The 19,886-nt window shown below is 55.8% G+C and carries 28 protein-coding genes and 1 tRNA gene; 14 read left to right on the top strand and 15 right to left on the bottom strand.

What is annotated here, in order from left to right; translation table 11 throughout:
* Positions 1 to 280: 280 nt before the first annotated feature.
* Both MUH00_RS18225 and MUH00_RS18230 read right to left on the bottom strand, forming a co-directional pair.
* Positions 281 to 2,674, bottom strand: coding sequence for an ATP-binding protein (locus tag MUH00_RS18225; protein WP_247001055.1), 2,394 nt, complete (start codon positions 2,672 to 2,674; stop codon positions 281 to 283).
* 356 nt (positions 2,675 to 3,030) lie between these two features.
* Positions 3,031 to 3,528 (bottom strand): hypothetical protein, encoded by a 498-nt coding sequence (locus tag MUH00_RS18230; RefSeq protein ID WP_247001057.1) that lies wholly within the window; start codon positions 3,526 to 3,528, stop codon positions 3,031 to 3,033.
* A 92-nt stretch (positions 3,529 to 3,620) separates the two neighbouring features.
* Between MUH00_RS18230 and MUH00_RS18235 the strand changes: the two genes are divergently transcribed.
* Positions 3,621 to 4,466 (top strand): FxLYD domain-containing protein, encoded by an 846-nt coding sequence (locus MUH00_RS18235; protein ID WP_247001059.1) that lies wholly within the window; start codon positions 3,621 to 3,623, stop codon positions 4,464 to 4,466.
* A 27-nt stretch (positions 4,467 to 4,493) separates the two neighbouring features.
* Here the strand turns inward: MUH00_RS18235 and MUH00_RS18240 are convergent, their stop codons facing one another.
* Positions 4,494 to 4,694, bottom strand: a complete 201-nt coding sequence (locus tag MUH00_RS18240; RefSeq protein ID WP_247001061.1) for a hypothetical protein — start codon at positions 4,692 to 4,694, stop codon at positions 4,494 to 4,496.
* A 245-nt stretch (positions 4,695 to 4,939) separates the two neighbouring features.
* Here MUH00_RS18240 and MUH00_RS18245 point away from each other — a divergent pair, with 245 nt between their 5' ends.
* The 5 genes from MUH00_RS18245 to MUH00_RS18265 all read left to right on the top strand — a co-directional run bounded on the left by MUH00_RS18245 (position 4,940) and on the right by MUH00_RS18265 (position 7,909).
* Positions 4,940 to 5,455: an Lrp/AsnC family transcriptional regulator gene (locus MUH00_RS18245; protein ID WP_247001063.1), complete on the top strand. Its 516-nt coding sequence runs from the start codon at positions 4,940 to 4,942 to the stop codon at positions 5,453 to 5,455.
* 220 nt (positions 5,456 to 5,675) lie between these two features.
* On the top strand, positions 5,676 to 6,032 hold the full coding sequence (locus MUH00_RS18250; RefSeq protein ID WP_247001065.1) for a DUF7344 domain-containing protein: 357 nt from the start codon (positions 5,676 to 5,678) through the stop codon (positions 6,030 to 6,032).
* Between the two features lie 334 nt (positions 6,033 to 6,366).
* On the top strand, positions 6,367 to 6,699 hold the full coding sequence (locus MUH00_RS18255; protein ID WP_247001066.1) for a DUF7344 domain-containing protein: 333 nt from the start codon (positions 6,367 to 6,369) through the stop codon (positions 6,697 to 6,699).
* Between the two features lie 48 nt (positions 6,700 to 6,747).
* Positions 6,748 to 7,539, top strand: coding sequence for a TrmB family transcriptional regulator (locus MUH00_RS18260; protein ID WP_247001069.1), 792 nt, complete (start codon positions 6,748 to 6,750; stop codon positions 7,537 to 7,539).
* 208 nt (positions 7,540 to 7,747) lie between these two features.
* Positions 7,748 to 7,909 (top strand): HalOD1 output domain-containing protein, encoded by a 162-nt coding sequence (locus MUH00_RS18265; protein WP_247001071.1) that lies wholly within the window; start codon positions 7,748 to 7,750, stop codon positions 7,907 to 7,909.
* 93 nt (positions 7,910 to 8,002) lie between these two features.
* Here MUH00_RS18265 and MUH00_RS18270 read toward each other — a convergent pair whose 3' ends face one another.
* From MUH00_RS18270 to MUH00_RS18280, 3 genes are all read right to left on the bottom strand, one after another.
* Complete coding sequence (locus MUH00_RS18270) at positions 8,003 to 8,401, bottom strand: Cdc6/Cdc18 family protein (RefSeq protein WP_247001073.1); 399 nt, start codon at positions 8,399 to 8,401, stop codon at positions 8,003 to 8,005.
* Between the two features lie 45 nt (positions 8,402 to 8,446).
* On the bottom strand, positions 8,447 to 9,070 hold the full coding sequence (locus tag MUH00_RS18275; RefSeq protein WP_247001075.1) for a Cdc6/Cdc18 family protein: 624 nt from the start codon (positions 9,068 to 9,070) through the stop codon (positions 8,447 to 8,449).
* A 617-nt stretch (positions 9,071 to 9,687) separates the two neighbouring features.
* Positions 9,688 to 10,122 carry an SPW repeat domain-containing protein gene (locus tag MUH00_RS18280; protein ID WP_247001077.1) on the bottom strand — a complete coding sequence of 145 codons (435 nt, stop codon included), beginning with the start codon at positions 10,120 to 10,122 and terminating at the stop codon, positions 9,688 to 9,690.
* 295 nt (positions 10,123 to 10,417) lie between these two features.
* Here MUH00_RS18280 and MUH00_RS18285 point away from each other — a divergent pair, with 295 nt between their 5' ends.
* On the top strand, positions 10,418 to 11,377 hold the full coding sequence (locus tag MUH00_RS18285) for a hypothetical protein (protein ID WP_247001079.1): 960 nt from the start codon (positions 10,418 to 10,420) through the stop codon (positions 11,375 to 11,377).
* Positions 11,378 to 11,645: 268 nt separating this feature from the next.
* Here the strand turns inward: MUH00_RS18285 and MUH00_RS18290 are convergent, their stop codons facing one another.
* Positions 11,646 to 11,942 (bottom strand): hypothetical protein, encoded by a 297-nt coding sequence (locus MUH00_RS18290; protein WP_247001081.1) that lies wholly within the window; start codon positions 11,940 to 11,942, stop codon positions 11,646 to 11,648.
* A 570-nt stretch (positions 11,943 to 12,512) separates the two neighbouring features.
* Positions 12,513 to 12,896 (bottom strand): hypothetical protein, encoded by a 384-nt coding sequence (locus tag MUH00_RS18295; RefSeq protein WP_247001083.1) that lies wholly within the window; start codon positions 12,894 to 12,896, stop codon positions 12,513 to 12,515.
* A gap of 223 nt (positions 12,897 to 13,119) precedes the next feature.
* On the opposite strand from MUH00_RS18295, the gene MUH00_RS18300 reads away from it, so the two are divergent.
* Together MUH00_RS18300 and MUH00_RS18305 are read left to right on the top strand one after the other, a co-directional pair.
* Positions 13,120 to 13,341, top strand: coding sequence for a hypothetical protein (locus MUH00_RS18300; RefSeq protein WP_247001085.1), 222 nt, complete (start codon positions 13,120 to 13,122; stop codon positions 13,339 to 13,341).
* A 20-nt stretch (positions 13,342 to 13,361) separates the two neighbouring features.
* Entirely contained in the window at positions 13,362 to 13,976 is a 615-nt protein-coding gene (locus MUH00_RS18305; protein WP_247001087.1) for a hypothetical protein, read from the top strand.
* Between the two features lie 25 nt (positions 13,977 to 14,001).
* Here MUH00_RS18305 and MUH00_RS18310 read toward each other — a convergent pair whose 3' ends face one another.
* Positions 14,002 to 14,469, bottom strand: a complete 468-nt coding sequence (locus MUH00_RS18310) for a zinc ribbon domain-containing protein (protein WP_247001089.1) — start codon at positions 14,467 to 14,469, stop codon at positions 14,002 to 14,004.
* Positions 14,469 to 14,879 (bottom strand): zinc ribbon domain-containing protein, encoded by a 411-nt coding sequence (locus MUH00_RS18315; protein WP_247001091.1) that lies wholly within the window; start codon positions 14,877 to 14,879, stop codon positions 14,469 to 14,471. The genes MUH00_RS18310 and MUH00_RS18315 overlap by 1 nt, the downstream gene beginning before the upstream one ends.
* Positions 14,880 to 14,938: 59 nt before the next feature.
* Here MUH00_RS18315 and MUH00_RS22900 point away from each other — a divergent pair, with 59 nt between their 5' ends.
* The 4 genes from MUH00_RS22900 to MUH00_RS22905 all read left to right on the top strand — a co-directional run bounded on the left by MUH00_RS22900 (position 14,939) and on the right by MUH00_RS22905 (position 15,757).
* A complete protein-coding gene (locus tag MUH00_RS22900; RefSeq protein ID WP_256464797.1) occupies positions 14,939 to 15,067 on the top strand; it encodes a hypothetical protein in 129 nt (42 codons plus the stop codon).
* Positions 15,068 to 15,193: 126 nt separating this feature from the next.
* Positions 15,194 to 15,331, top strand: coding sequence for a hypothetical protein (locus MUH00_RS18320; RefSeq protein WP_247001092.1), 138 nt, complete (start codon positions 15,194 to 15,196; stop codon positions 15,329 to 15,331).
* Between the two features lie 83 nt (positions 15,332 to 15,414).
* Entirely contained in the window at positions 15,415 to 15,639 is a 225-nt protein-coding gene (locus MUH00_RS18325; RefSeq protein ID WP_247001095.1) for a hypothetical protein, read from the top strand.
* Positions 15,632 to 15,757 (top strand): hypothetical protein, encoded by a 126-nt coding sequence (locus tag MUH00_RS22905; RefSeq protein WP_256464798.1) that lies wholly within the window; start codon positions 15,632 to 15,634, stop codon positions 15,755 to 15,757. The genes MUH00_RS18325 and MUH00_RS22905 overlap by 8 nt, the downstream gene beginning before the upstream one ends.
* A 78-nt stretch (positions 15,758 to 15,835) precedes the next feature.
* Here MUH00_RS22905 and MUH00_RS18330 read toward each other — a convergent pair whose 3' ends face one another.
* The 5 genes from MUH00_RS18330 to MUH00_RS18350 form a co-directional block, all read right to left on the bottom strand.
* Positions 15,836 to 16,255 (bottom strand): hypothetical protein, encoded by a 420-nt coding sequence (locus MUH00_RS18330; RefSeq protein WP_247001096.1) that lies wholly within the window; start codon positions 16,253 to 16,255, stop codon positions 15,836 to 15,838.
* Between the two features lie 109 nt (positions 16,256 to 16,364).
* A complete protein-coding gene (locus MUH00_RS18335; RefSeq protein WP_247001098.1) occupies positions 16,365 to 17,048 on the bottom strand; it encodes a hypothetical protein in 684 nt (227 codons plus the stop codon).
* Between the two features lies 1 nt (position 17,049).
* Positions 17,050 to 17,535, bottom strand: coding sequence for a hypothetical protein (locus MUH00_RS18340; RefSeq protein ID WP_247001101.1), 486 nt, complete (start codon positions 17,533 to 17,535; stop codon positions 17,050 to 17,052).
* A 441-nt stretch (positions 17,536 to 17,976) separates the two neighbouring features.
* On the bottom strand, positions 17,977 to 18,156 hold the full coding sequence (locus tag MUH00_RS18345; protein ID WP_247001103.1) for a hypothetical protein: 180 nt from the start codon (positions 18,154 to 18,156) through the stop codon (positions 17,977 to 17,979).
* Between the two features lie 194 nt (positions 18,157 to 18,350).
* Positions 18,351 to 18,501 (bottom strand) — tRNA-Met (locus MUH00_RS18350).
* Positions 18,502 to 18,719: 218 nt separating this feature from the next.
* Between MUH00_RS18350 and MUH00_RS18355 the strand changes: the two genes are divergently transcribed.
* Positions 18,720 to 19,883, top strand: coding sequence for a DUF7115 domain-containing protein (locus MUH00_RS18355; RefSeq protein ID WP_247001105.1), 1,164 nt, complete (start codon positions 18,720 to 18,722; stop codon positions 19,881 to 19,883).
* Positions 19,884 to 19,886 lie beyond the last annotated feature (3 nt).

The following is a 19,886-nucleotide window of genomic DNA, read 5'->3' on the forward strand; positions in this document are numbered from 1 at the left end:
AAGATCCGTGGATCTCCGATCATATTACCAATCACAATCCTGTCTCGTAGAAAGACTTCGTGTACTTCCGAATTATGAGGCAAGGGAAATATCGGCAGTATCAGTAGCGTGTAGCACGGACTCTTTATCGCGAGGGGCGTGAAACACGTATTCAGCGTAGGTGGCAACGTTATCGGACTGGCAACCGACCTTTCCGGATGCTGTCAAACGTAGCGTGCTGAATACAGCGGATAAATTCAGCAGATCGTTATGAATTGTGAGCGTGATACCAAGAGCGAGTTCACGAGCCGCTTACTGCTGGAAGCGTAAACGAGAAGGTCGCGCCCTCGCCGGGTTCGGACTCGACCCAGATGTCACCGCCGTGGCGCTCGACGATCCGCTCGCACAGTGCGAGGCCGATGCCAGTTCCGTTGTAATCGTCTTGGCTGTGAAGGCTCTGAAACACTTTGAACACCCGGTCGGCCTGCTCCGGGTCGATACCGATCCCCTCGTCGCTGACCGAGATCGACCACTCGTCGCCGCCGTTGGTCTGCTCGGCGGAAACGTGCACTCGCGGAGGGTCGTCGCCGCTATACTCGATCGCGTTGTCCAGCAGATTCTGGAAGAGCTGGCGGAGTTGCCCGGCGTCCCCCATGATGCGGGGAAGCCCTTCGGCAGTGATCTCGGCATCGTGCTCCTCGATTTTCACCTGGAGATCCTGGTGGACGTCCGCGAACACGGCGTCGAGGTCGGTCGCCTTGAGGGAATCTCCGCTCGTGTCGACACGGGAGTACTGGAGGAGACCGTCGATCATTGCGCGCATGCGGTCGGCTCCGTTCGCGGCGAACTCGATGAACTCCGCTCCATCCTCGTCGAGGGCATCAGCGTACCGGTCTTCAATGAGCTGGAGGTAGGACGAGACCATCCGCAGCGGTTCCTGAAGATCGTGGGAGGCAGCATAGGCGAACTGTTCGAGGCGTTCGTTGGACTCTTCGAGTTGGTCGACCACCTCCTCTAACCGTCGCTCGCGTTCCCTGCGTTCGGTGACGTCTTGGGCGGCCCCGCGGAATGAAATAACCTCATCGTCGACGGTCTCCGGAATTCCTTGCAGTCGAAGCCAGCGCACATCGTCACTGTCCGTCCGGATCCGCACCTCCACGTCAAAGGGATCACCAGAGTCGAGTGCGTTCTCAATGGCTTCTTGGACGATCGGCTGATCGTCCTCGTGGTACATGGCGAGGGCCTCCTCCAGCGGCGGCTCCTCGTCGGCATCCACCTCCAGAAGCTCGAAGATCTGGTCGGTCCAGAACACGTCCTGTGTCTCCACGTCGATCTCCCAGCCGCCAACGTCTGCAATGTGCTCGGTCTTCTCAAGCAAGTCCAGTGCTCGTTCGAGTTCTCGTTCGCGATCCTTCTGCTCGGTGATGTCGCTCGCCATACCGATCCACTCAACGATGTCTCCGTCCTCATCCAGCATCGGTACCGCACGCGAGAACGTCCAGCCCAGGCTGCCATCGACCTGCTCTACCCGGTGTTCTTGCTCGAAGGTGCTCTTGGTCCGGATCGCTTCGTTGATGGCCTCCATAACGCGTTCCTGGTCGCCCGGGTGAATGTATTTGTCAAGCCAATCGCTGGTCGATTCGTATGTATCGGCGATGAAGCCCTGGCCTTCGAGATGTTGCATTTCGCTCCAATCTTGATTCATGCGATACACTACATCCGAGCTGGCGTTGACCAACGCTCGGAATCGCTCCTTGCTCTCTTGAAGCGCCTCCTCGGCCTCCTTGCGCTCAGTGATATCGCGTGTTGTCCCGGCGATGGCTTCGACTTCCCCATCGTCGTTGAGTACCGGTGCAAAGATGTAGTCGTAGATTCGACGACCGAGTTCGGCGTGTTGGAACGCCACCTCGCCGCGGATGGGTTCTTTCGTCTCCACGACCTGGTCGATCTCGCGTTCGTGCATCTCCGCGTGCCACTGCTCGTAGCCGTTTTCCAGCAGGGTCTTTCCTACGGATTCCTCAAAGGTTTGGCCCCACATCTCCAGCAGCGCATCGTTGGCGAATATGAAGCGGTAGTCGAGGTCGAACGCGTAGACAAGGTCGGGAGTACTGGAGATGATTGTCTCGTAGAGCCGCCGCTCCTGCTCCAACTCAGCGGGCACTCTCATCATCTCTGTCTCCGTTTCCTTGCGCTCGGCGCTACCAGTATCCGCGGGCGATTCCGCAGTCTCGATGGCGTATGCGATCGTTATCCCTAGCTCCGTTAGCGATTCTCGCTCGACCGCGCCAAATCCTTTTGCCCGGTTGGTAGCCAGATACAAGACACCGTATTGCGTCTCTTCGTAAACGAGGGGGACGAGCGCGCATGTTTGGTAGTCGTGTTTGAGGGCGTGGTCGCGCCACTCCTCGCGAGGTGGGTCGTCAACGAGATTCTGTCTGACCGTGACTTCCCGTGTGCGCGCTGCCTCGTTCGCCAGTTCTTGTGGAGGTAACTCCTCTGTGTTGGTGATCCCATCGAGCGTATTTTCTGCAATCCCGGCGGAGGCTGCCGGAATCACCTCTGCTTTCTCTGGATTATAGCGCCCAATCCACGCAAAGGAGTACGACTCCGATGCTACAAACTGCTCGCAAACGCGTTGTTGAATCTCGTTTTCGGTGATGGCCGGGACCAACGCTCGGGTGACTTCTCCTATCACCTCGTTTATAGAATGTTGTCCACCAAGACTCATTGATGACTCTATATCACCAGAATTGGTTTACTCCTAACGATTCCGGGAATCGAGATGGTATACCCCTCGTTCCACGCTAGAGCATGCGGAGGATCCCGCAATCGACGGTATCCGGTTCCGAGACATACGCGCGATTCAAGTAGCGAGCGTATGCTGGGACACCACGCGGCAAAACACCCTATTCGCTTCGTTACAAACGCATCCTGCCATACCGCCGATTTCGTTTGCTGAATTCCGCAAGATACGCGCTTTCTATTCAACACAACTCTACCTAACTTTATCGAGAATCGGTGGAAGTGGCCGCAGTAGGTCCACACACGTCGTTACCGAACCGACTGATTCAATTCTGGAATAATTGGATTGTATTCGCAACTACTGTTACTTCTGAGCCAGAAACCGATCGCGCCAGTAGTCGGTCTTCGCCCAGCTGCTCGTCGACGTCGTCGCGATCGATGATCGCCGAAATCTCCCGCTGGCCGGTAGCGTACGAGCCCCGCTTCAGCTGCTTGCACTCCGGCCACGAAACCGATAACCCAGACACTCACAGGCACCAAGTCGCGCGTCGACAAGGCACCGGCAAGTGCGGAGTTGACGTCGGCGTGCTGGCAGAGATCGCGAAGCATCCACCGCGTCGATGCCGTCTTCTCGACGCCGTTGGGCCCGTGAATAAGGGCGCTCTTCGCGGGACGATCTCCCTGTGCGGGCTCGAGAAGCCGGGAGAGCGAATCCAACTCGGCATTTCGATGATGGATTGGTGTGCGGTATTCGTCATCGAACACCCCTCGATTTTCACCATCACCGATAGTTTGGACGTCTGACATAAAAGGTGTAGTGAGCGTCATTTCGGAATTAATCTAACTGTTAAACAATCACTCGGAACACTAATTATATATTACTAATATATCTGGAATGTATGAAACGACGCAGAGTGTTAGTGGGAGCTGGTGTGGCGCTGTCTGGTCTCTTCGCTGGCTGTAGCTCTGACACAGAGGATATCGATGATGGGACACGCGACGCTGACGACACCATTGACACTACGGTCGATAGCGACGATAACAACAGTAGCGACGGGGACGACGGGAGTAACGGGAACGATAAAAATAACGGGGATGAGGGTGAAGATGTGGAATCCGAGAACGACGAGCCAACAGGATCAGCCGATCTCGAGATTCTCGATAGCGAGCTCATAGTCGAGCCGGGCCAGTCGTCGACCGACGTCTACGTCGCTACGACCGTCGAGAACGGCGGAGACCTTCCGAGCAGCAATGTAGTACTCCAAGTGGATTGGTACGATGAAGACGGAAACTATCTCGACAGCGACATTGGCCGACTGACTACGCTTGGAGATGGTGAAACGTGGGCTGCCCGGGTGTACTATCTCGGTACTGACACGGGTAACGTCGCCGACTACGAACTCGAAGGCGAGTTCTCGGAGGATGCGTTCGAACCGGCCGAAGGCCTTACTCTGGTGGATAGCAGTATCCAGGCATATCGCACTATGGAGCGGAAGTACGTCTATCTCGATGTCGAAGGCCGAGTGAGAAACGACACCGGAGAGGACCAGGACTACGTTGAAGTCGTCGCGAAGATCTACGACGGCGACGGCAACGTCCTCCGCGATGCATGGACTAACGTCACCGATCTCCGGGATGGCGAGACCTGGACGTTCGCGATCGAAGTTGAAGACTTCTCTGCGGATGTGCGGAATCGGGCCCTAGAGGCTGCTGATCACGAGATCCTGATCAAGGACTCGGCGTGATAGTGTCCTGAAAACGGGACCCCTTTCTCACACCGCCAGCACGACGTAGTGGTCGCGCGGCCGTCGCGTCACGTTCGGAATCCCGAGATCAGCGTCGCCGAGCATGCGCACCACCGCGGGTGGCACGCCCTTGACGTCGGGCCCGATGGTCACCTCGATCGCGGGACGGTTCACCCGCGGGTCGCGCTCCTGGATGTCTGCCGCGCGGACGATCTGAACACCCCGCATAAGTCCGATGATCCGAGAGATGCCGGCATCGTGGCGTACTACCGCGATCTGGAGGCACGGGCCGACGAGTAGTCGGCCATCTTGCTTAGATAGTCCCACGCTCGCCGTAGGATAATCTTAGTTCTATACGTGAAACGGCTGTTACGTATAGAGTGTAGATGTACCACTGACAGTTTCTATCCCCGAATTCTCCGTGTTCTGATTCAGGCAAGCGATTCAACTGGCCCGACGGTAAATTGGACACCATGGCCGATGATCCACTCAACAACCTCGACCGCCGGATTCTGCACTTGCTCCAGATAGACGCCCGTGATGCCAGCGACACGGCCATTGCCGAGGAAACCGACGTTACCGGGACGACTATCCACAATCGGATCGAGAAACTTGAGGAAGAAGGAATTATTCTCGGATACAACCCGGAAATCGACTACGAGCAGGCGGGCTATCCGATGCGCGTCCTGTTCATTTGTTCGATCGACCTTTCCCAACGATCCGAAATGGCCGAGAAAGCCCTCGACGTACGAGGCGTCGTCAACGTCCGGGAGATGCTGGCCGGCGAGGAGAACCTCCACGTCGAAGTCGTGGCCGAAGCAACGTCCGACGTTAAACAAAGCACCGAACAGTTAGACGAACTGGGCCTACAAATCATCAGTAGCAACATTCTGGCGGAGGAACACATTCAACCGTGGAATCACTTCCATCAGGATATGGCCAGCGAAGACGCCGAGACTCCCTCGGAAACCGGCTCTGACGAGGAATAGTTGCCCGCTGAAAACGCAACGACGATTGGAGTCTTACCGTCGACGCCTTGATCGACGCACACTGTTCATTGGATTATTGAATGTTTATCGGAGGTGCCCCGACTGACCGCCTCATTTCGCTTGGAAAAGTCAACCAATCGTCGGCCTTCATACAGGATTGTAAAATACGTCGAGTTATCGCAAAAAAGACGTTAAGCGGGTTGAGACCAATTGATGCGTGATGGAAGGACCGAATACGTCACGGCTGACTGAAACACTCGATCTCTTAACTCACCCATACCGACGCTACACATTATATTCTCTGACGAACGAATCCAAGGTGATCGGCGTCGATACCCTTGCGATCGCGATCGCCGAATGGACTGGAGATCAGACGGAGGCGGGCCGGAGTGCGGACAGAAAAGCCGTCGAGACCGCCCTTCGTCACACGCACCTCCCAAAACTTGTCGATGAGGGTATCATTTCGTTTGGCGCGAACATGGGCTTCATTGAACTGAGAGACATGGACAGGTTTGACCGGTTCCTCGCCGATATGGCACGTATCGACGGTTACATACAAACCGCCGCTGGCGATTGAACGGGAGAACACGCACATTCGCCCCACGACCTCGCCGTCTCGTATTGACGACTCTTGGTGTCACTACAACTTTATTAATCTATCGTCTACCTTTATTTACAGGTGGTTCCGAACTGGATACCACGGTCAATAAGCATATCCACTGAACAGTTGATTCGGATTCCCTCTTGTAAAAAGAAGGCATTCACCGGAATCGAACGTTCAGTATAGGAGAAGCGTATATCACCCGCTTGTTCCGACATCATCACTTCGATTCCGTTTGTCCGAGTGTGATCTTTCGAGTAAACAAGGGGGTTAATCCGCGAACCCCTTGTTTTTGCTATGAGGTCCATCAATGATTCAGGAAATCCAAACTGTCTCGACCGAAACAGCATTACGGGTAGTGGCAGATCCGTGTCGGCGATCAATCCTCTCCCAGTTGATCGACAGCGAGGAGACCGTGGTTACGATAGATACCCTTGTCGATCGCATCTCTCCCGAGAATCCCCCTCCGAAGACCACTGGAACTCACGCTGACCCCCTTCTTATCGACGTACACCACATCCATCTCCCGAAACTGGAGGATGCCAATTTGATCGAGTACGACCCGCGTACGAAAATGATCCGGTATACCCCGAACGAGCGCGTCGAGAGAGTGCTCCGGTTCGTCACCGAAGACTTGGAATAGAAACTCGAAACGGCGGGGCTTTTTGCCCTCTCCAAGTCAATTGTTACCATGGTGGATTTCGAGGAGGAGCAGGCCGAAGCCGAAGCGCTCGACCGATTGCAAGACCTTGGGCTGTCCACATACGAAGCTCAAACGTTGATCAATCTCTTACGACTCGGAACGGGAACCGCACGGGACATCACGCGAATCAATGGTGTTCCCCGAACTCGCGTGTACGAATCGGCAGAGCGACTCTACGAGTTGGGATTCATCGACATCCAGCACACGACGCCGCGAAAGTTCACCGTGATCTCTGAGGAAACGATCATCCGACTGCTGAACGTCAAACGCGAGAACACGATTACCAAACTCGCGGAGTGTCTGGAGGAGATCGGCCCCGTTCAACCACAACGCGAACAGTTCGGCGTCTGGACAGTCACCGGACGGGAAGCGGTGTCATCCCGCGTTAACGGGTTCATCGCTGACGCTGACAAACAGATCGTTTACATGACCGTCGATGAGTTGCTCACCGACGACCACCTTGACGCGCTGGAGGTCGCCGCCGACCGCGGGGTCGATATTTATCTGGCGGGTATCTCGGAGAAGGTGAAAGACCGCATTCGGGAAAAGGTGCCGTCGATCGAACTGTTCGACACCCTCTGGAAATGGGAGGAGACGCCCGCTGGAAGCCTGCTGATCACGGACGAAGAGACGGCTCTCGTGAGCGCCCTCGCGGGGGATTCCTCCACTACCGACGAGATCGAGGAGACGGCGATCTGGGGTGCCGGCGAGCGAAACAGCCTCGTCGTCGTCATGCGGGCGATTTTCACCTGGCGACTCAACAGGAACCAGCCATCGTAAGGCCACCCAGTTATTTACCCAGAAAATCACACCAAACTTTTCTTCGCAGATGCTGTGCGAAGAGTATGGGTGGAGAACGAGAGCGAGAAGGGGCCGGGCGATCGCTAACTCGCGAGGGGCACTATTCCGGCGAACGTACGATTGGTCAGCCACAGTAGCGAGTACGGCTACAATCACTGCCCTTGCAACCCTTGAAGAGGTCGATCCGGTGGAACTCTCCGACGTTTTCGGCGCCACGTTGTACGATCACATCGATCCAGAAGCGCTAGACGCGCTTGTCGCTGGCGAAGGACATGTTATCCTGTCGTTCCCGATCGACGATTATCGGGTGCGGATCGACGGTGAGGAGTTGACGATTACTCGCAAGTGAGGCCCTGACGATCTCACCGCGATCAGTTCGCATGGTTATGTAACGAATTGGTCAACTCAGAATTATCCTGGTATTAGGCACAGAGATATAATATCAATTACTGTACACAGTATCTCCGATCTCGAATTCGACAGGTGCTTCTAACTCTGGATCGACGACTTCGTATACTTTTGAATTGGTCTTGCCGGGCATCCTCACCAAATCGTAGTCGGCAATCTTGCTCAGATAGTTCCATGCTTGTCGCCATGCGACTGGCTCGCGTTGCTCCCCCTCGAAGATCGCCTCTTTGTGCTCATGGTAGACGTCTTTCAGTTCGGTTCCGATCGGGCCGACCGCGCGCAGGAGCTCGTACAGTCGGAGATGCGTCACCGGTAGCGACCGCAGGTTGGCCTTTCGGATCATGCGCTTTGCACGATCGAACGAGTCCCGGACATCGCTTTCGCGGATCGTCCCGTGGTCGCGGTCCATCGCGATCTCGGCGGCGGCGAGCACAGACTTGATCGCGTACCGTGCAACCCCACCGGTTTCGTCAGCGATTCACTCCAGCTGGCCGATCGAAATCGGGTTTCCGATCAGCCCGTGCTCGACTCGGGGCTCGAGGATGCCGACGAGCTCCGGAACGCGATATTTTCGATACTCGATCTGGCGATCGCCGTGGAACTGCGGTCGGAGGTTCCGATCGACACGATTGAGCCACTCGGTGTCCGCGTGCGTGATCGCGATCACCGAGACCTCCTCGACCGAGAGGAGATCGCCGAGGACGTCCAGATCGGGGATGACGTCAGCCTCGTCGAGAGCGATGATGAACGGCTCGTCGACGATCCTCTGGAACATCTCTAGGAGTTCGTCGTGGGGCTGGTTGCGGTGGACGACCGTCCCCTTCGGGTACTTTTCGATCGCTTCGTGTAGGATTCCGTTCCGTGTTTTACCGGAGCACTCGATCAGCGCGGAGTTGACGTCGGCGCGCTGGCGGAGATCGCGTAGCATCCAGCGAGCAGAGGCCGTTTTCCCGACACCGCTGGGACCGTGGATGAGGGCGTTATCCGCGGGGTGCCCGTATTGTGCGGGCTCAAGCAGCCGGGAGAGTGAGTCCATTTCGGCGTTTCGATGGAGAATCTGCGTCGGATACGCGTCGTCGAACACCCACCGATTCTTAATCATTACCGATGGATTCGATGACAGATATAAAAGGTATACTGGGCGTCATTTCGAAACCGAAGTTCACGCTGAATCAGGACCGACTAGTTCGTTGCGTACAGATGCGAACTGATCGTGAGTGAGTTAGTCAAGAGGTTGTTGTGGTTCGACCTGTACCTGTAGAATATCTAATCACTCTTCCCCACACGAACACTCGTTTACTAGTCCCACTCCGATCAGAAGTACTGATCCATCGCTCCTAATTTCAACGACGTGGATTTGCCCACAGCTACTACACTTCGCAACGGTCTTCTCAGGCTTGGAGCATGCCATATTATGTTTATCGGCATAGCCCAAGATTAGATTAGATTGTTTCCAAGGATCTTTGGTATAACCTATTATATACGATGATCAAAACCGTGATAAATACACATATTTTCTAATTAGACAGTGAGGATCTAGCAGACTGAGATGATCACCATATCAGTAGATAATAACATACTTTCCGTATTTAGAACCGTTCCTGAAACCGAATCAGACGGGGCGATAACAACGTGAGCGGATTGAACAAACCGCTAACTATCCACAACTACGTGTACGATAAAACGCGTAACAGAGGACGCGTGGTCTTCTACAGGAATTTAGGCACGAGCACGGGTATGCTCAGGCGCGTCAGCCTTGCTGTTCGCGTAGGCATTATACGCCGAGAGAATAGCGGTGACCGCCCCTGAGATCGCGGTCCCGGTGGCCAGCGTGTCGCTCCCCATGTCGATAACGGAGGGTGCAGCGACCAGCCAGAGGCCTAGGAGAACGGCTAGCGATGCGACGCCGACGCTCGCCAGCCGGTCTCTCGACAGCCGGACGAAGTTGTATCCGGCGAGCAGGAAGATCCCAGTCCCGACGAGCGTATCATTCCAAGCCGCCGCGTCCGTCGACTCGAAGATGAACGGCGACGCGACAACGTAGAGGCCGATCAGTGCGACAAGGGCGCTCACCCACTGCATTGCATCTGTGTTCAGGGAATTGTAATCGTCCCGTCTACCATGGTTCATTTTAGAGTCTGTTGTATCACTCATGATTCCTCATCTTAGGGGTCTCCACCGTTTAAGGAGGGTCTCCACCGATTAAGGAAAACGTACGTGCCTGCACCTGTCGGGATGATTGGTGACTGGTACTTCATCACCTACTCTTCCGTTCTTTACCTGTTCAGACCGTCTTCTACCGAGTGAACACACGCGTTTATCTCTCGTATGCGCTCCATATCTTCTATTATCCGCACATGCTATTTGGAAAATGATTATCAAACTACATTTTTCGACTTGCTGGTGCTGGCCGAAGTCTCCTGTCAGTAGGGGCTGGTGATATTAATTGATGTCACGTAAGCCAGATATAACCTCTCCACACGAGGGGACGACCAGACACGAAGAGAGAAGGAGAACCGAGGAGGAAATGGCGACCAGAGATGAGGAGAGAATGACTACTGAGAAGGGGAGATCTCGTCCCCGTCTAATTGATGTAGTCACTCTCATCGGCCTTGGTTACGTACTCCGAGATTGGTTTGGTTCAGTAAGCGAAAAGGTCGGTTCTGAGGGAGACGGCTCCTCAAAGCAGGGTCATGGAGCCATTGATACAGTCAAAAGTCGTACGTGGAGGACGACCCACGGTGCGGCTGATCAAGTCCAGAAGGGCGGTAAAAAAGTAGCAAAAAAGACGGAGAGGACCACGGAGAACGTCGCCAACCGAATTAGAGAGTCCAGCGAGGGGATCAGCGATCAGATCGAAGAGGGAAGTAAACAGATCGGTGATATGGTCGAAGAAAGTGGTGAAGAGGCGGGTGAGATGCTCGAAGAGGCGGGCGAGATGCTCAAAGAGGGTGGTGAGGAGACCGGCGAGATGGTCGAAGAAAGTGGTGAAGAGGCAGGTGAGATGGTTGAAGAGAGTGGTAAGAAGACAGGTGAGATGGTTGAAGAGAGTGGTAAGAAGACAGCTGAGACGGTCGAAGAAGGTGGCGACGAAGTAGGCGGGACGCTCCGAGAAGGTGATGAGGAGACCGGTGAAAGGCTTGAAGAAGGTGGCGACGAAGTAGGCGGGACGTTCCGAGAAGGTGATGAGGAGACCGGTGAAAGGCTTGAAGAAGGTGGCGACGAAGTAGGCGGGACGTTCCGAGAAGGCGATGAGGAGACCGGTGAAATGCTCGAAAAAGGTGGTGAAGAAGGAGAAGACGATGGTGAGGACACGAGAGAAAAGATGAGAGACGGCGGGAAAGAAATAGTCGAAAAGACTGAGGAGGAAGCAATAGTAGACCGTATCCGTCAGATTCTATCAAAATAGAAAACTTCCGAGATGTCGATATTGAATGTGCGCAGTAAGTAGGTCTACTGAGTAGTTGGTTCCTCGTCGTTGACGCGAAACAAAACGAAGCCTCTATGCGGAACGCATCTTCTATATTCAGCAGGCGACTTTTGGCATACTTCGGACAAATCAATAGCTGCCTTGGTAACTGCTTGTCCTATACTGAACACAGCTTTCACAGCTAGCTCTAAATAAAGAAATCGTTCAACTATCTACTGGCAAGAGTCGATCGACCGGAGTTCAGCCATCAGTACCCGCCATCAACGAGGCCGATGTCGCGCTCGGCGCGATCGAGGCGTTGCTCGATGTCTTCGAACCGTTCGTCGATCTTCTCGTGGCTCTCAACGATGTGCTCCGCGATCGTCTCACCGTCCTCTCCCAACGCGTCGAGTTGTTCCTCGATCTCCTCGAGGCGCTCCGCGAGCGTGTACGAAGGGCAGTCACGGGACGAGTGGTACACCATGATCGTCCCACAGGCGACGCAGTACGACAGGCCGTCCGGGAGATCGAGAGTGGGTTCGTAGCCCGGGCCGTTGAACGGCATCACGCCTCACCTCCCTCGCCGTCACGATCGTGGATCGGCGCCACGAGTTCCAGCCTCGATCGCGGGTACGCGTAGCGCTTCTTGTCGATCTCCATACCCGTCCGGTTGGAAAAACGATCTCGACGACGTCGTCCTGCTCCGGGTAGTCCGGGTTCGCCGCCGCGACGGTTGGCCCGCCGTTTCCGAGTTCGTACGCGTCTGCACGAAGCGTATCGAGCCCGACGACGATCATCGGCGCACCGTCGTCATCGTCGCGATCGGTCACGTGGTCGCCGATATGGAGTGCCGGAAGCGCGTCGGTGCTGCTGTTCGAGTCGAATTCGTGGTCTGCCATGGCTAAGTTCTCCGCGTTCCGCGCCGCGTGCGTTCGGTCGTCAGTCGGTTCCCCCTCTCGCAGTCCGGCCGGGTCGGGCCCCCAGCTATCACCAGCGCCGTCGGCACGAACCTCGGGCCCGGCGACCGCCCCGGCTTCGTCGATCGACGGCTCGGGCCCGCGGGCCTCGTCGAAGGCCTCGTCCCAGTCGACGTCGACGTAGTTGGGGCGCTTGTGGACGGCCGCGCTACTGATCGTCATCGCAGGCCCTCCGCAAGCGCGTCTTGGAGGCGATCGGCCGCCGAAACCGGGCGTTCGGCCCAGCCGACGTGCTCGTCGATGAAGTCGATCCAGATCGCGACGCCGTCGTCCGTGCCGTCCGCGTCTGGATGCTCGCTGACTCGCCGCGCGTGCAGGATTGGACCTTCAAGCGTGAAGACCGGGACCGCCCCCGAGTCGTCGCGATCGGCGCGTGAGTTCGTGACGACGACGCGCTCGAGTTTCCGATCGATGTGGTGGTGTCGACCTTCCTCGTCTTCGCCGATGTACGCGTAGTTCCACGATCGACGCTCGAGGACGACGTCGTCGATCTGTGCCGGTGCATCCGAAACATCTTGGTTGGTGCGTTGCGTAGTTGCCATCTGCCTTTCACCGAAGGCACGGTCGAGGGCGCTCCAACGCCCGCGGCCAGTTTCTGCGGCCGACTCCCGTGCTCAGTTACTACTCTATTCGCCAGGCACTTAATTCTTACTCTATAGCGTATACACTTAGTAGAGTACATACCCTTAGGCGTAAGTTACTTACGTAATGGAGTAAGATTACGGCATGGGGTAATTTATGGCCACACAAGAAACAGTTGAGGTAATGAGCGAGGAGGGCCGGGCCCTGCTGACTGATCGCGAAAAGGAGATCATCAGCGGAGAGGCCGATGTATCGGACAACTACCGGTACAAGGTAGAGTCGATCGTCCGGAACAGGATTCGAAAACATCTCGGAGAAGATATCGAGTTCCTCGAGGAGCACTTCGAGGAGGCGCACAAGCTCGCGATCGAGGCGGTCTGCGAGGAGGCCGATCGCAATGAGTAGCGCTGCTACCGAGGAACGACTTGACTGGCCCGCGGGCTACGATCGGACCGCCGACACCGTACCCAGGAAACATCTCGGTCTCGCACAAGCAGGCGTTCGAGTCGATTGTCGAGGAGTTCGAGCGCTGGGGGAAGACCGACGTCCAGATCGAGACGGCCAGCCAGCACTACGCCAACGATCCGAACATCCCGCACAAGTCCGACGACCCGGACGACGTTAGCGTTGTGGCATACTACCGTGACCTGGAAGCGCGGGCTAACGAGCAGTCGGCGATCGCGTGCGACTGCTGGGAGACCCAGCGGGAGAACGCCCGCACGATCGCGCTGTGGGTCCGCCGGGTCCGGCTCGCCGAGCGCTGTGGTGTCGAGACCGCCCGAGATATCGACGAAGTCGCCCAACTGCCGCCCGCAGAGGGCGAGGCGATCGCGGCGCCGCCGGCACCCTCAGAAGGAGATATCCTCGGCGATGAGGAACCACACGAGGTCCTGGATGTCGCACCAGACGCACCGGACGAGGTCGTCATCGCGGCATTCAAGGCACAGGTGAGAGATCTCGAGGGCCATCCGGATACCGGCGGCTCGAGTGGGCGGTTTCAGCAGCTCAAGTGGGCTCGGGATGAACTACTTGACAAATAACGATAAAATAGGGAGGAGAGACGGGTTACGGCTCTCCTAGTGCTTCATGTCGCCGGTATAGATAGGCTGCTGCCGAGACGATGTTTATCAGCCAGATAGCACCTGCAATACACCAAACTACGGTGTTGGGATTCCATTGGCTATTCGCTCGAACGTATTTCGCATCAAAATACGTCGCAACGGGTATCAATACCCACGCAACTAACACAATCAATCCCAGGAACGCACTCTCACTACCAGTTGCACTTGCAATTGCCAAAAGAAGGATCCACAATCCAGCGCCAGCGGCGATTCCGTAGTACCACGTGTCGGATACCGTTGTTTCGTACTGTGACGGATCATGTTTGACGCTTGCCGAAGGCGGCGAAGACGTCTGCGAACTCTTTTCTTGCTTATTTCGAACGCCGCATTCAGGGCAGATTTCCGCTTCCTCTTTGATTGGTTCTCCACACGATCGGCAAAAAATCTCGTCAACGGCTTTTGTCCGTGGCATCAGTACCCCTCAACACCTGCCTGGAGGAGTTCTTCGCGCGCATCTTTGATGATTTTCCTCGTGTGGAACGGGACAAGGATTGGGCCAAGAAGCAGATAGTTCAATGTGAGGAAGTTTATGATAGCAAGCCCCGTCTTGCCAACCATGTAATATCCAATGGGAGTAAGAAGGAAACTCACCAGCATCACCGTGATTGTATCCTTATTTGCAATTTTCTCTAGTTCATACTGCTTTGCATCGGGCAGGTTAGAGATTGTTCCGTTTTCTGCTTCCTGCTGTCGGACCCCACACTCAGGACAAACTTCAGCTTCGGCTTTGATGATTTCACCACAACTCATACAATATGCCTCATCAGGACCTGGTGTCCCTCTTTCGTCTTCTTCGTCAAAATCTGGATTGTCGACTGACATACTACGAGTCTAAAGATGAATGAAACCTTATTAATTCTTATTGCCATTGCATTCTCTATATGACATACTACGATTGGAGCGACCCGAACGATCACGAACCGTATCCGGGGAACCTTTCGGTCTCGCACAAACAGGCGTTCGAGAGCATCGTCGAGGAACTCGAGCGCTGGGGGAAGGCTGACGTCTAGATCGACACGGCTCGCGATATCGACGAAGTTGCCTAGCTGCCGCCTGCAGAGGGCGAGGCGATCGCGGCACCGCCGGCCTCGAGCAACGACGGCCTCGACGAGGATCCGCACGAGATCCTGGACATCGTGCCGGACGCACCGGACGACGTCGTCAAGGCGGTCGCTCGCCGGAAAATGGCGAACGTACATCCCGATGGGGATAACCCGGACGAGGAGGAGTACGTACGGATCCAGAAAGCCAAGGAGGCGATGCTTGACGGTTGAGTAGAGCGTATGGGGCCTTCATTTTGAACGCTCACGTCCGGAGATTCAAGACATCTCGGATCTACTCTCCGTATGAGAGACCGATGACTAACCGCCACTCCTGCCCGTCGCCGGATGACTACGAGTTTGAGACCGACGAGATTTCGGAGTTGACCGAGCACATCAACTCCGAGCACGCCGGCGAGTACCAGCGCGAGGACTGGCCGGACACCGAGGCCGGTCGGGCGGCCCGACCGAAAGCCGAAGCCGAAGATGACGAAGAAGACGACGGCGACGACCTCGAAACGGAGCGTGATCTCGATGAGTGACAACAGCGACCTCGAACGCCTCAAGGAGATCGCGATCGAGCGTTACTTCGATCGATTCGACGAGTTCCAGAGGTCGCACTCAACTGTGCGTCAGCGACTCGAGAAGGCTGCCGACTAGATTGACGAGGTCGCCGATCAGTTCCGGGAGTAGGGCTGTGACTTTGAATAGCGAACCCAGATCACTATTATGAGGGATTCAACACTCTTTTTGGATGAATTCGACAGACATGTCCTTTAGAACTCTAATTATTAAGTTTTGGTGATAACAATCAGCTGGAGACCACGTCATTGTAAACGGGCCAGTACTCCTCGCACCATCTTTAGATTCGATTTCTACCTCAACATCATATGTGCGTGTTTTAACAATATTTGAATTGCCACTACGGTAATGTCTTGTCGGGAAAATCCGATGTCGATTTTCGTATTTAACTTCAGGAGATGAGAAGAGACCACCGGTGGAAAGGACCGTTGTTTCCGCCCAGACTTCCTCTTCTCGCTCGTTCGCCCACTCTATCGAGCCGTAGCCAGTCGAAAGCACGGACATACCTGTATACACCCCAACACCACCTATGGTTCCTCCTGCAACTGAAAATAATAATTCCCGTCGTGTAGGCATTAGTGGCTATATTGAAGTGCCATGGTTAGGTGTATTTTCTGGTTCTTGTCTATAGATTAGCCATCTGTCTGTGACTGCTCTAAGAATTCGATAAAGATGTTAAGATAGGCTACTCGACAATTTCGACCGACTGCATGTAGGCTAATTCAGGCGTCTCCGTAGTAACTACCCCCGGACCAGAACAGTAATGGATGACATCCCAAGAGTAGGAATGCTTCACTAGAGGTGTGTACCAACCTGTCGTTGATTCGGCCTCAAAGTCCCAGCGGACGCCTCGCGCGTCTTCCTGACTTGCTGGAAGATCCTCGCCAGAAACTCCGGGGTCAAACTTCCACGTAGTTTCGACATACGAGTCGTTCGTGAGGTTCACACTTGGGAAGACCGACACTGCCAGTCCGGCAGAGAACGGTCCAACGCTATGGCTAATGTTGAACGAGAAGTCACTATTTCCATCATTGCTATCTGGATAGTGAGCTTCGCTGTGAATAATATCCTGATCAGCATCCAGATCGGGGTAAGAGATGCTGAAGGTCGCCTCAGTCCCTTCAGTATACCATGCACCGCCATCGTAGATCGGGCACCCCTTGTCATCGTCAAGAATTGTCGGCTCTTCTGTGAAATGCGCTTGCGTAGTCCACCGGTTAGAACCATGTGTTTTCAATTCAAGAGGGTTGAGGTCACCATTATTCTCACTCGATGCCAAGAATCCCTCGTATGACCAGGAACTGATGTTCGAACTCTCGTCGTCCGCATTTCTGTGATAGCCCGCCCTCTCCTGAATAGTGTACGACATTCTACTTACCCTCTTTGCCCGGAGCGGTTTGATCAAGCAACCAGCGAAGATCGTAATCTCGAGACTTCGGAATTAATGAGAAGGCAACTTTTTCACCATTATCTTCTACATACCCCGTAAGTCCATCCTCGATAGCCTTCAGACGCACATGACGAGTAGTTTGCTCGGAAGCAGAAGCATCCTGCTCGAAGAATTCATGTTTACTTCGGACCATTCCCTTCGCCTTGCCAGTGTATGCCTGCTGGGCCTTGCTCATGTTTATCTGTTCATCACCGAGGCGGAGATTTCCTCGGAGATCGCCGTGAAGTTGGTTGAATTGCGCTGAGGCATTACCATAGACCTCATGAGTGACTGGGTCATATGCTAAGCCTTCATATCGGGCTCCGTTCCGTTTTGCCGACACCGTAGGGACCGCGCTCATAGTTACACTTCCCGATGCTATTGCTTTTAGCACTTTCCGCCTATTTTTGGATTCTCTATCATCCATGATATCAAATATTTCATTATGGACAATAAGTCTTTTTATCAAATTTGATATTAATTACAAGTTCTGGAGAATGAACCCCGACTTAATGCCGAACTCGCCGACTACGCGTGGCAGCTGGCCGCCGATCGGCTCGTCGAACATGGCGTGACGGCAGCCGAGGCCGTCGACGAACTCCCAATGAGAACGTGAACCGTCTGAACACTCATCAAATTCCTGTGACTCAACCAGTCCAGTTCATCGCAGTGCTCATCAAGTCACTTGCCGAAATCACCCCGCCAGTTCCGATTTCTCGATGAATTTGATCCATCAGAACCTTTTCTGACTTCTGCGACCCTAGGCATCGTTGAGGACGTCGGCGAAAAGATGGCGTTTCAATCCCGTACTGGGTTTTCTGCTCGTCGCGACGCTTGAAGCGCGGAGGTTCGGCCGATCGAAAATGTTTCAATCCCGTTCTGGGTTTTCTCCCTGCTGCGACTGCCGGATCACCTCGTAGTCGCCAATGTAATCCCAGCAGACCGTCCGTTCGCCGTGTTTCGGGTGATCGATGACGACGTCGGCGTCCTCGGTGCAGCCGATCGCTCCGCAGAACGGGCCGAATCCGTCACCGGTGTCGGCACTCACGCCAACCACCTCGCGGGGGCAGCTGTCTCGTTTCCGAGCATAGCTGTATCTTTTGTACGCATATCTGGCCGTACTTCCACGCGACTACGGTTGGCGGTCGCTATCGTGGCATGTGATATATGCTTGTCAGTAGACGATAGAGAAGAATCGCAGCTAACACGCCCTATACGTGGGAATGTAAAGAAATTGAGTAGTGCCCGGGGAGGGCTCCGAACCCTCGATCTCCGCATGTCCCAGGTCCGAGGCTCGGCAGTCCTCGCGGGACACGGAGGCTTCCAAGGCGAAACCGCACCGAATCTCTGAACCCTATGAGTGCGGCGCTATGTCCAGCTAAGCCACCCGGGCTCGTTTTCCCGTAGTGCGGTCCTGTTCTTTAACCTTCTCATTCGAGACCGTCTTGCGACGAGGACTCACGGCAAGCACGTCGTCACCGTCATCGCGCAGCCGAGGCATTCGGGGCGGTTCACCCCGGCAACCGGGTCGGCGGAACGCGCGCTGGGTCCGGACGGGACTCACCAACAGGTACCCACGGTTTTATCACCGGTCCTTACGAACCCCGGAGCATGAGCGTTCCGGGAATCGTCCAGTCTACTCTCGATGGCGAAGAGATCGCGGCGCGCGTCTCTCTCGGCGGCGAGGACGAACTCTTCGTCACCCCTTCGAACACGATTATCTATCGTGCCGACGGTCTGCTGAGCGACGAATCGGTCGAGAAGTATCCCCACGACGCCGATCGGATCACCCTCGCGGAGGGCCGGCGAAAGACCAAGTTCACTCTCGAGTACGCCCTCGAGGGAGCGAAGACGTTCGCCGTGCCGGCGAGCAAGACCGACGCGGTTCTCCACCCCGTCCTCGCCGGCGTGTTGAACGGCAACGGGATCTCCGATCCGGGCGAGACCGTGACCAAGACGTACCGCTTTAGCGAACTCACCCTGATCATCACGAGCAACCGGCTCGTCAAACACATCGGCGAAGCGGTCTGGGACGGCGATTACGAGGAGTACCACTTCGACGACGTGACCAGCCTCGCCTTCGAGGACGGAAGCGTCGCCACGCAGATCGTCCTCACCGTCGACGGCCGTCCGCAGCGGATCAAGGCCCCGAACGAACAGGCGAACGACCTCAGAGAACGGCTCAAGCGCGCGCTGTTCGAGTTTCACGACGTCGAGTCGCTCGCGGAACTCAACGAGACGGTCGGCGAGGACGAAGCCGAGGACGAGGACGCCGATCGCGGCGGCGCGAGGGTCGACTTCGGCGACGGCGTCGACCCGCTCGACGCGGATCCCCCCGAACTCGACGATCGGGACGGCGCCGGCGAGACCGCCGCGAACGCGGCAGCGGATTCTCCGACCGATGCGATCGATCCGCTCGCCGGCGACAGCGCGATCCCGGACTCGGTCGACGCCAGCCGCGACCGCGATCGGGAGCGCCGATCCGCCGACGACTCCCGGTCTCCCCAGGGCGGGGAGCGAACCCGCGAGTCGCCGCCCGTCGAAACGGCCGAGCTGTTCGACGACGTGCCGATCGACGCGGAGCCGGTCGGTTCTGCGGCCGTCGACGTGGACTCCGCGGCGCCGGTCCGGGACTCCGGCCGATCCGAACCGGCCCCAGAGGTTTTGGACCGACTCGACGCGCTCGAGGCGGCCGTCGATCGGCAGTCCGAACTGATCGAACGACAACAGCGGACGATCGAACAGTTGATCGAAGAGCTCCGGCAGGGACGATAGCGA

The organism is Halosolutus gelatinilyticus (assembly GCF_023028105.1).
In the GTDB taxonomy this organism is placed as follows: Archaea; Halobacteriota; Halobacteria; order Halobacteriales; family Natrialbaceae; genus Halosolutus; species Halosolutus gelatinilyticus.

Coding starts and splice junctions, on each gene's coding strand:
- MUH00_RS18250 (WP_247001065.1), top strand. CDS start 5,676: ATGGAAGGACCGAATACGTCACGGCTGACTGAAACACTCGATCTCTTA.
- MUH00_RS18340 (WP_247001101.1), bottom strand. CDS start 17,535: ATGGATGATAGAGAATCCAAAAATAGGCGGAAAGTGCTAAAAGCAATA.
- MUH00_RS18300 (WP_247001085.1), top strand. CDS start 13,120: ATGAGCGAGGAGGGCCGGGCCCTGCTGACTGATCGCGAAAAGGAGATC.
- MUH00_RS18355 (WP_247001105.1), top strand. CDS start 18,720: ATGAGCGTTCCGGGAATCGTCCAGTCTACTCTCGATGGCGAAGAGATC.
- MUH00_RS18315 (WP_247001091.1), bottom strand. CDS start 14,879: ATGTCAGTCGACAATCCAGATTTTGACGAAGAAGACGAAAGAGGGACA.
- MUH00_RS18335 (WP_247001098.1), bottom strand. CDS start 17,048: ATGTCGTACACTATTCAGGAGAGGGCGGGCTATCACAGAAATGCGGAC.
- MUH00_RS22905 (WP_256464798.1), top strand. CDS start 15,632: ATGAGTGACAACAGCGACCTCGAACGCCTCAAGGAGATCGCGATCGAG.
- MUH00_RS22900 (WP_256464797.1), top strand. CDS start 14,939: ATGACATACTACGATTGGAGCGACCCGAACGATCACGAACCGTATCCG.
- MUH00_RS18285 (WP_247001079.1), top strand. CDS start 10,418: ATGTCACGTAAGCCAGATATAACCTCTCCACACGAGGGGACGACCAGA.
- MUH00_RS18290 (WP_247001081.1), bottom strand. CDS start 11,942: ATGCCGTTCAACGGCCCGGGCTACGAACCCACTCTCGATCTCCCGGAC.
- MUH00_RS18245 (WP_247001063.1), top strand. CDS start 4,940: ATGGCCGATGATCCACTCAACAACCTCGACCGCCGGATTCTGCACTTG.
- MUH00_RS18295 (WP_247001083.1), bottom strand. CDS start 12,896: ATGGCAACTACGCAACGCACCAACCAAGATGTTTCGGATGCACCGGCA.
- MUH00_RS18240 (WP_247001061.1), bottom strand. CDS start 4,694: ATGCGGGGTGTTCAGATCGTCCGCGCGGCAGACATCCAGGAGCGCGAC.
- MUH00_RS18325 (WP_247001095.1), top strand. CDS start 15,415: ATGACTAACCGCCACTCCTGCCCGTCGCCGGATGACTACGAGTTTGAG.
- MUH00_RS18275 (WP_247001075.1), bottom strand. CDS start 9,070: ATGATTAAGAATCGGTGGGTGTTCGACGACGCGTATCCGACGCAGATT.
- MUH00_RS18330 (WP_247001096.1), bottom strand. CDS start 16,255: ATGCCTACACGACGGGAATTATTATTTTCAGTTGCAGGAGGAACCATA.
- MUH00_RS18255 (WP_247001066.1), top strand. CDS start 6,367: ATGATTCAGGAAATCCAAACTGTCTCGACCGAAACAGCATTACGGGTA.
- MUH00_RS18280 (WP_247001077.1), bottom strand. CDS start 10,122: ATGAGTGATACAACAGACTCTAAAATGAACCATGGTAGACGGGACGAT.
- MUH00_RS18260 (WP_247001069.1), top strand. CDS start 6,748: ATGGTGGATTTCGAGGAGGAGCAGGCCGAAGCCGAAGCGCTCGACCGA.
- MUH00_RS18310 (WP_247001089.1), bottom strand. CDS start 14,469: ATGCCACGGACAAAAGCCGTTGACGAGATTTTTTGCCGATCGTGTGGA.
- MUH00_RS18235 (WP_247001059.1), top strand. CDS start 3,621: ATGAAACGACGCAGAGTGTTAGTGGGAGCTGGTGTGGCGCTGTCTGGT.
- MUH00_RS18230 (WP_247001057.1), bottom strand. CDS start 3,528: ATGTCAGACGTCCAAACTATCGGTGATGGTGAAAATCGAGGGGTGTTC.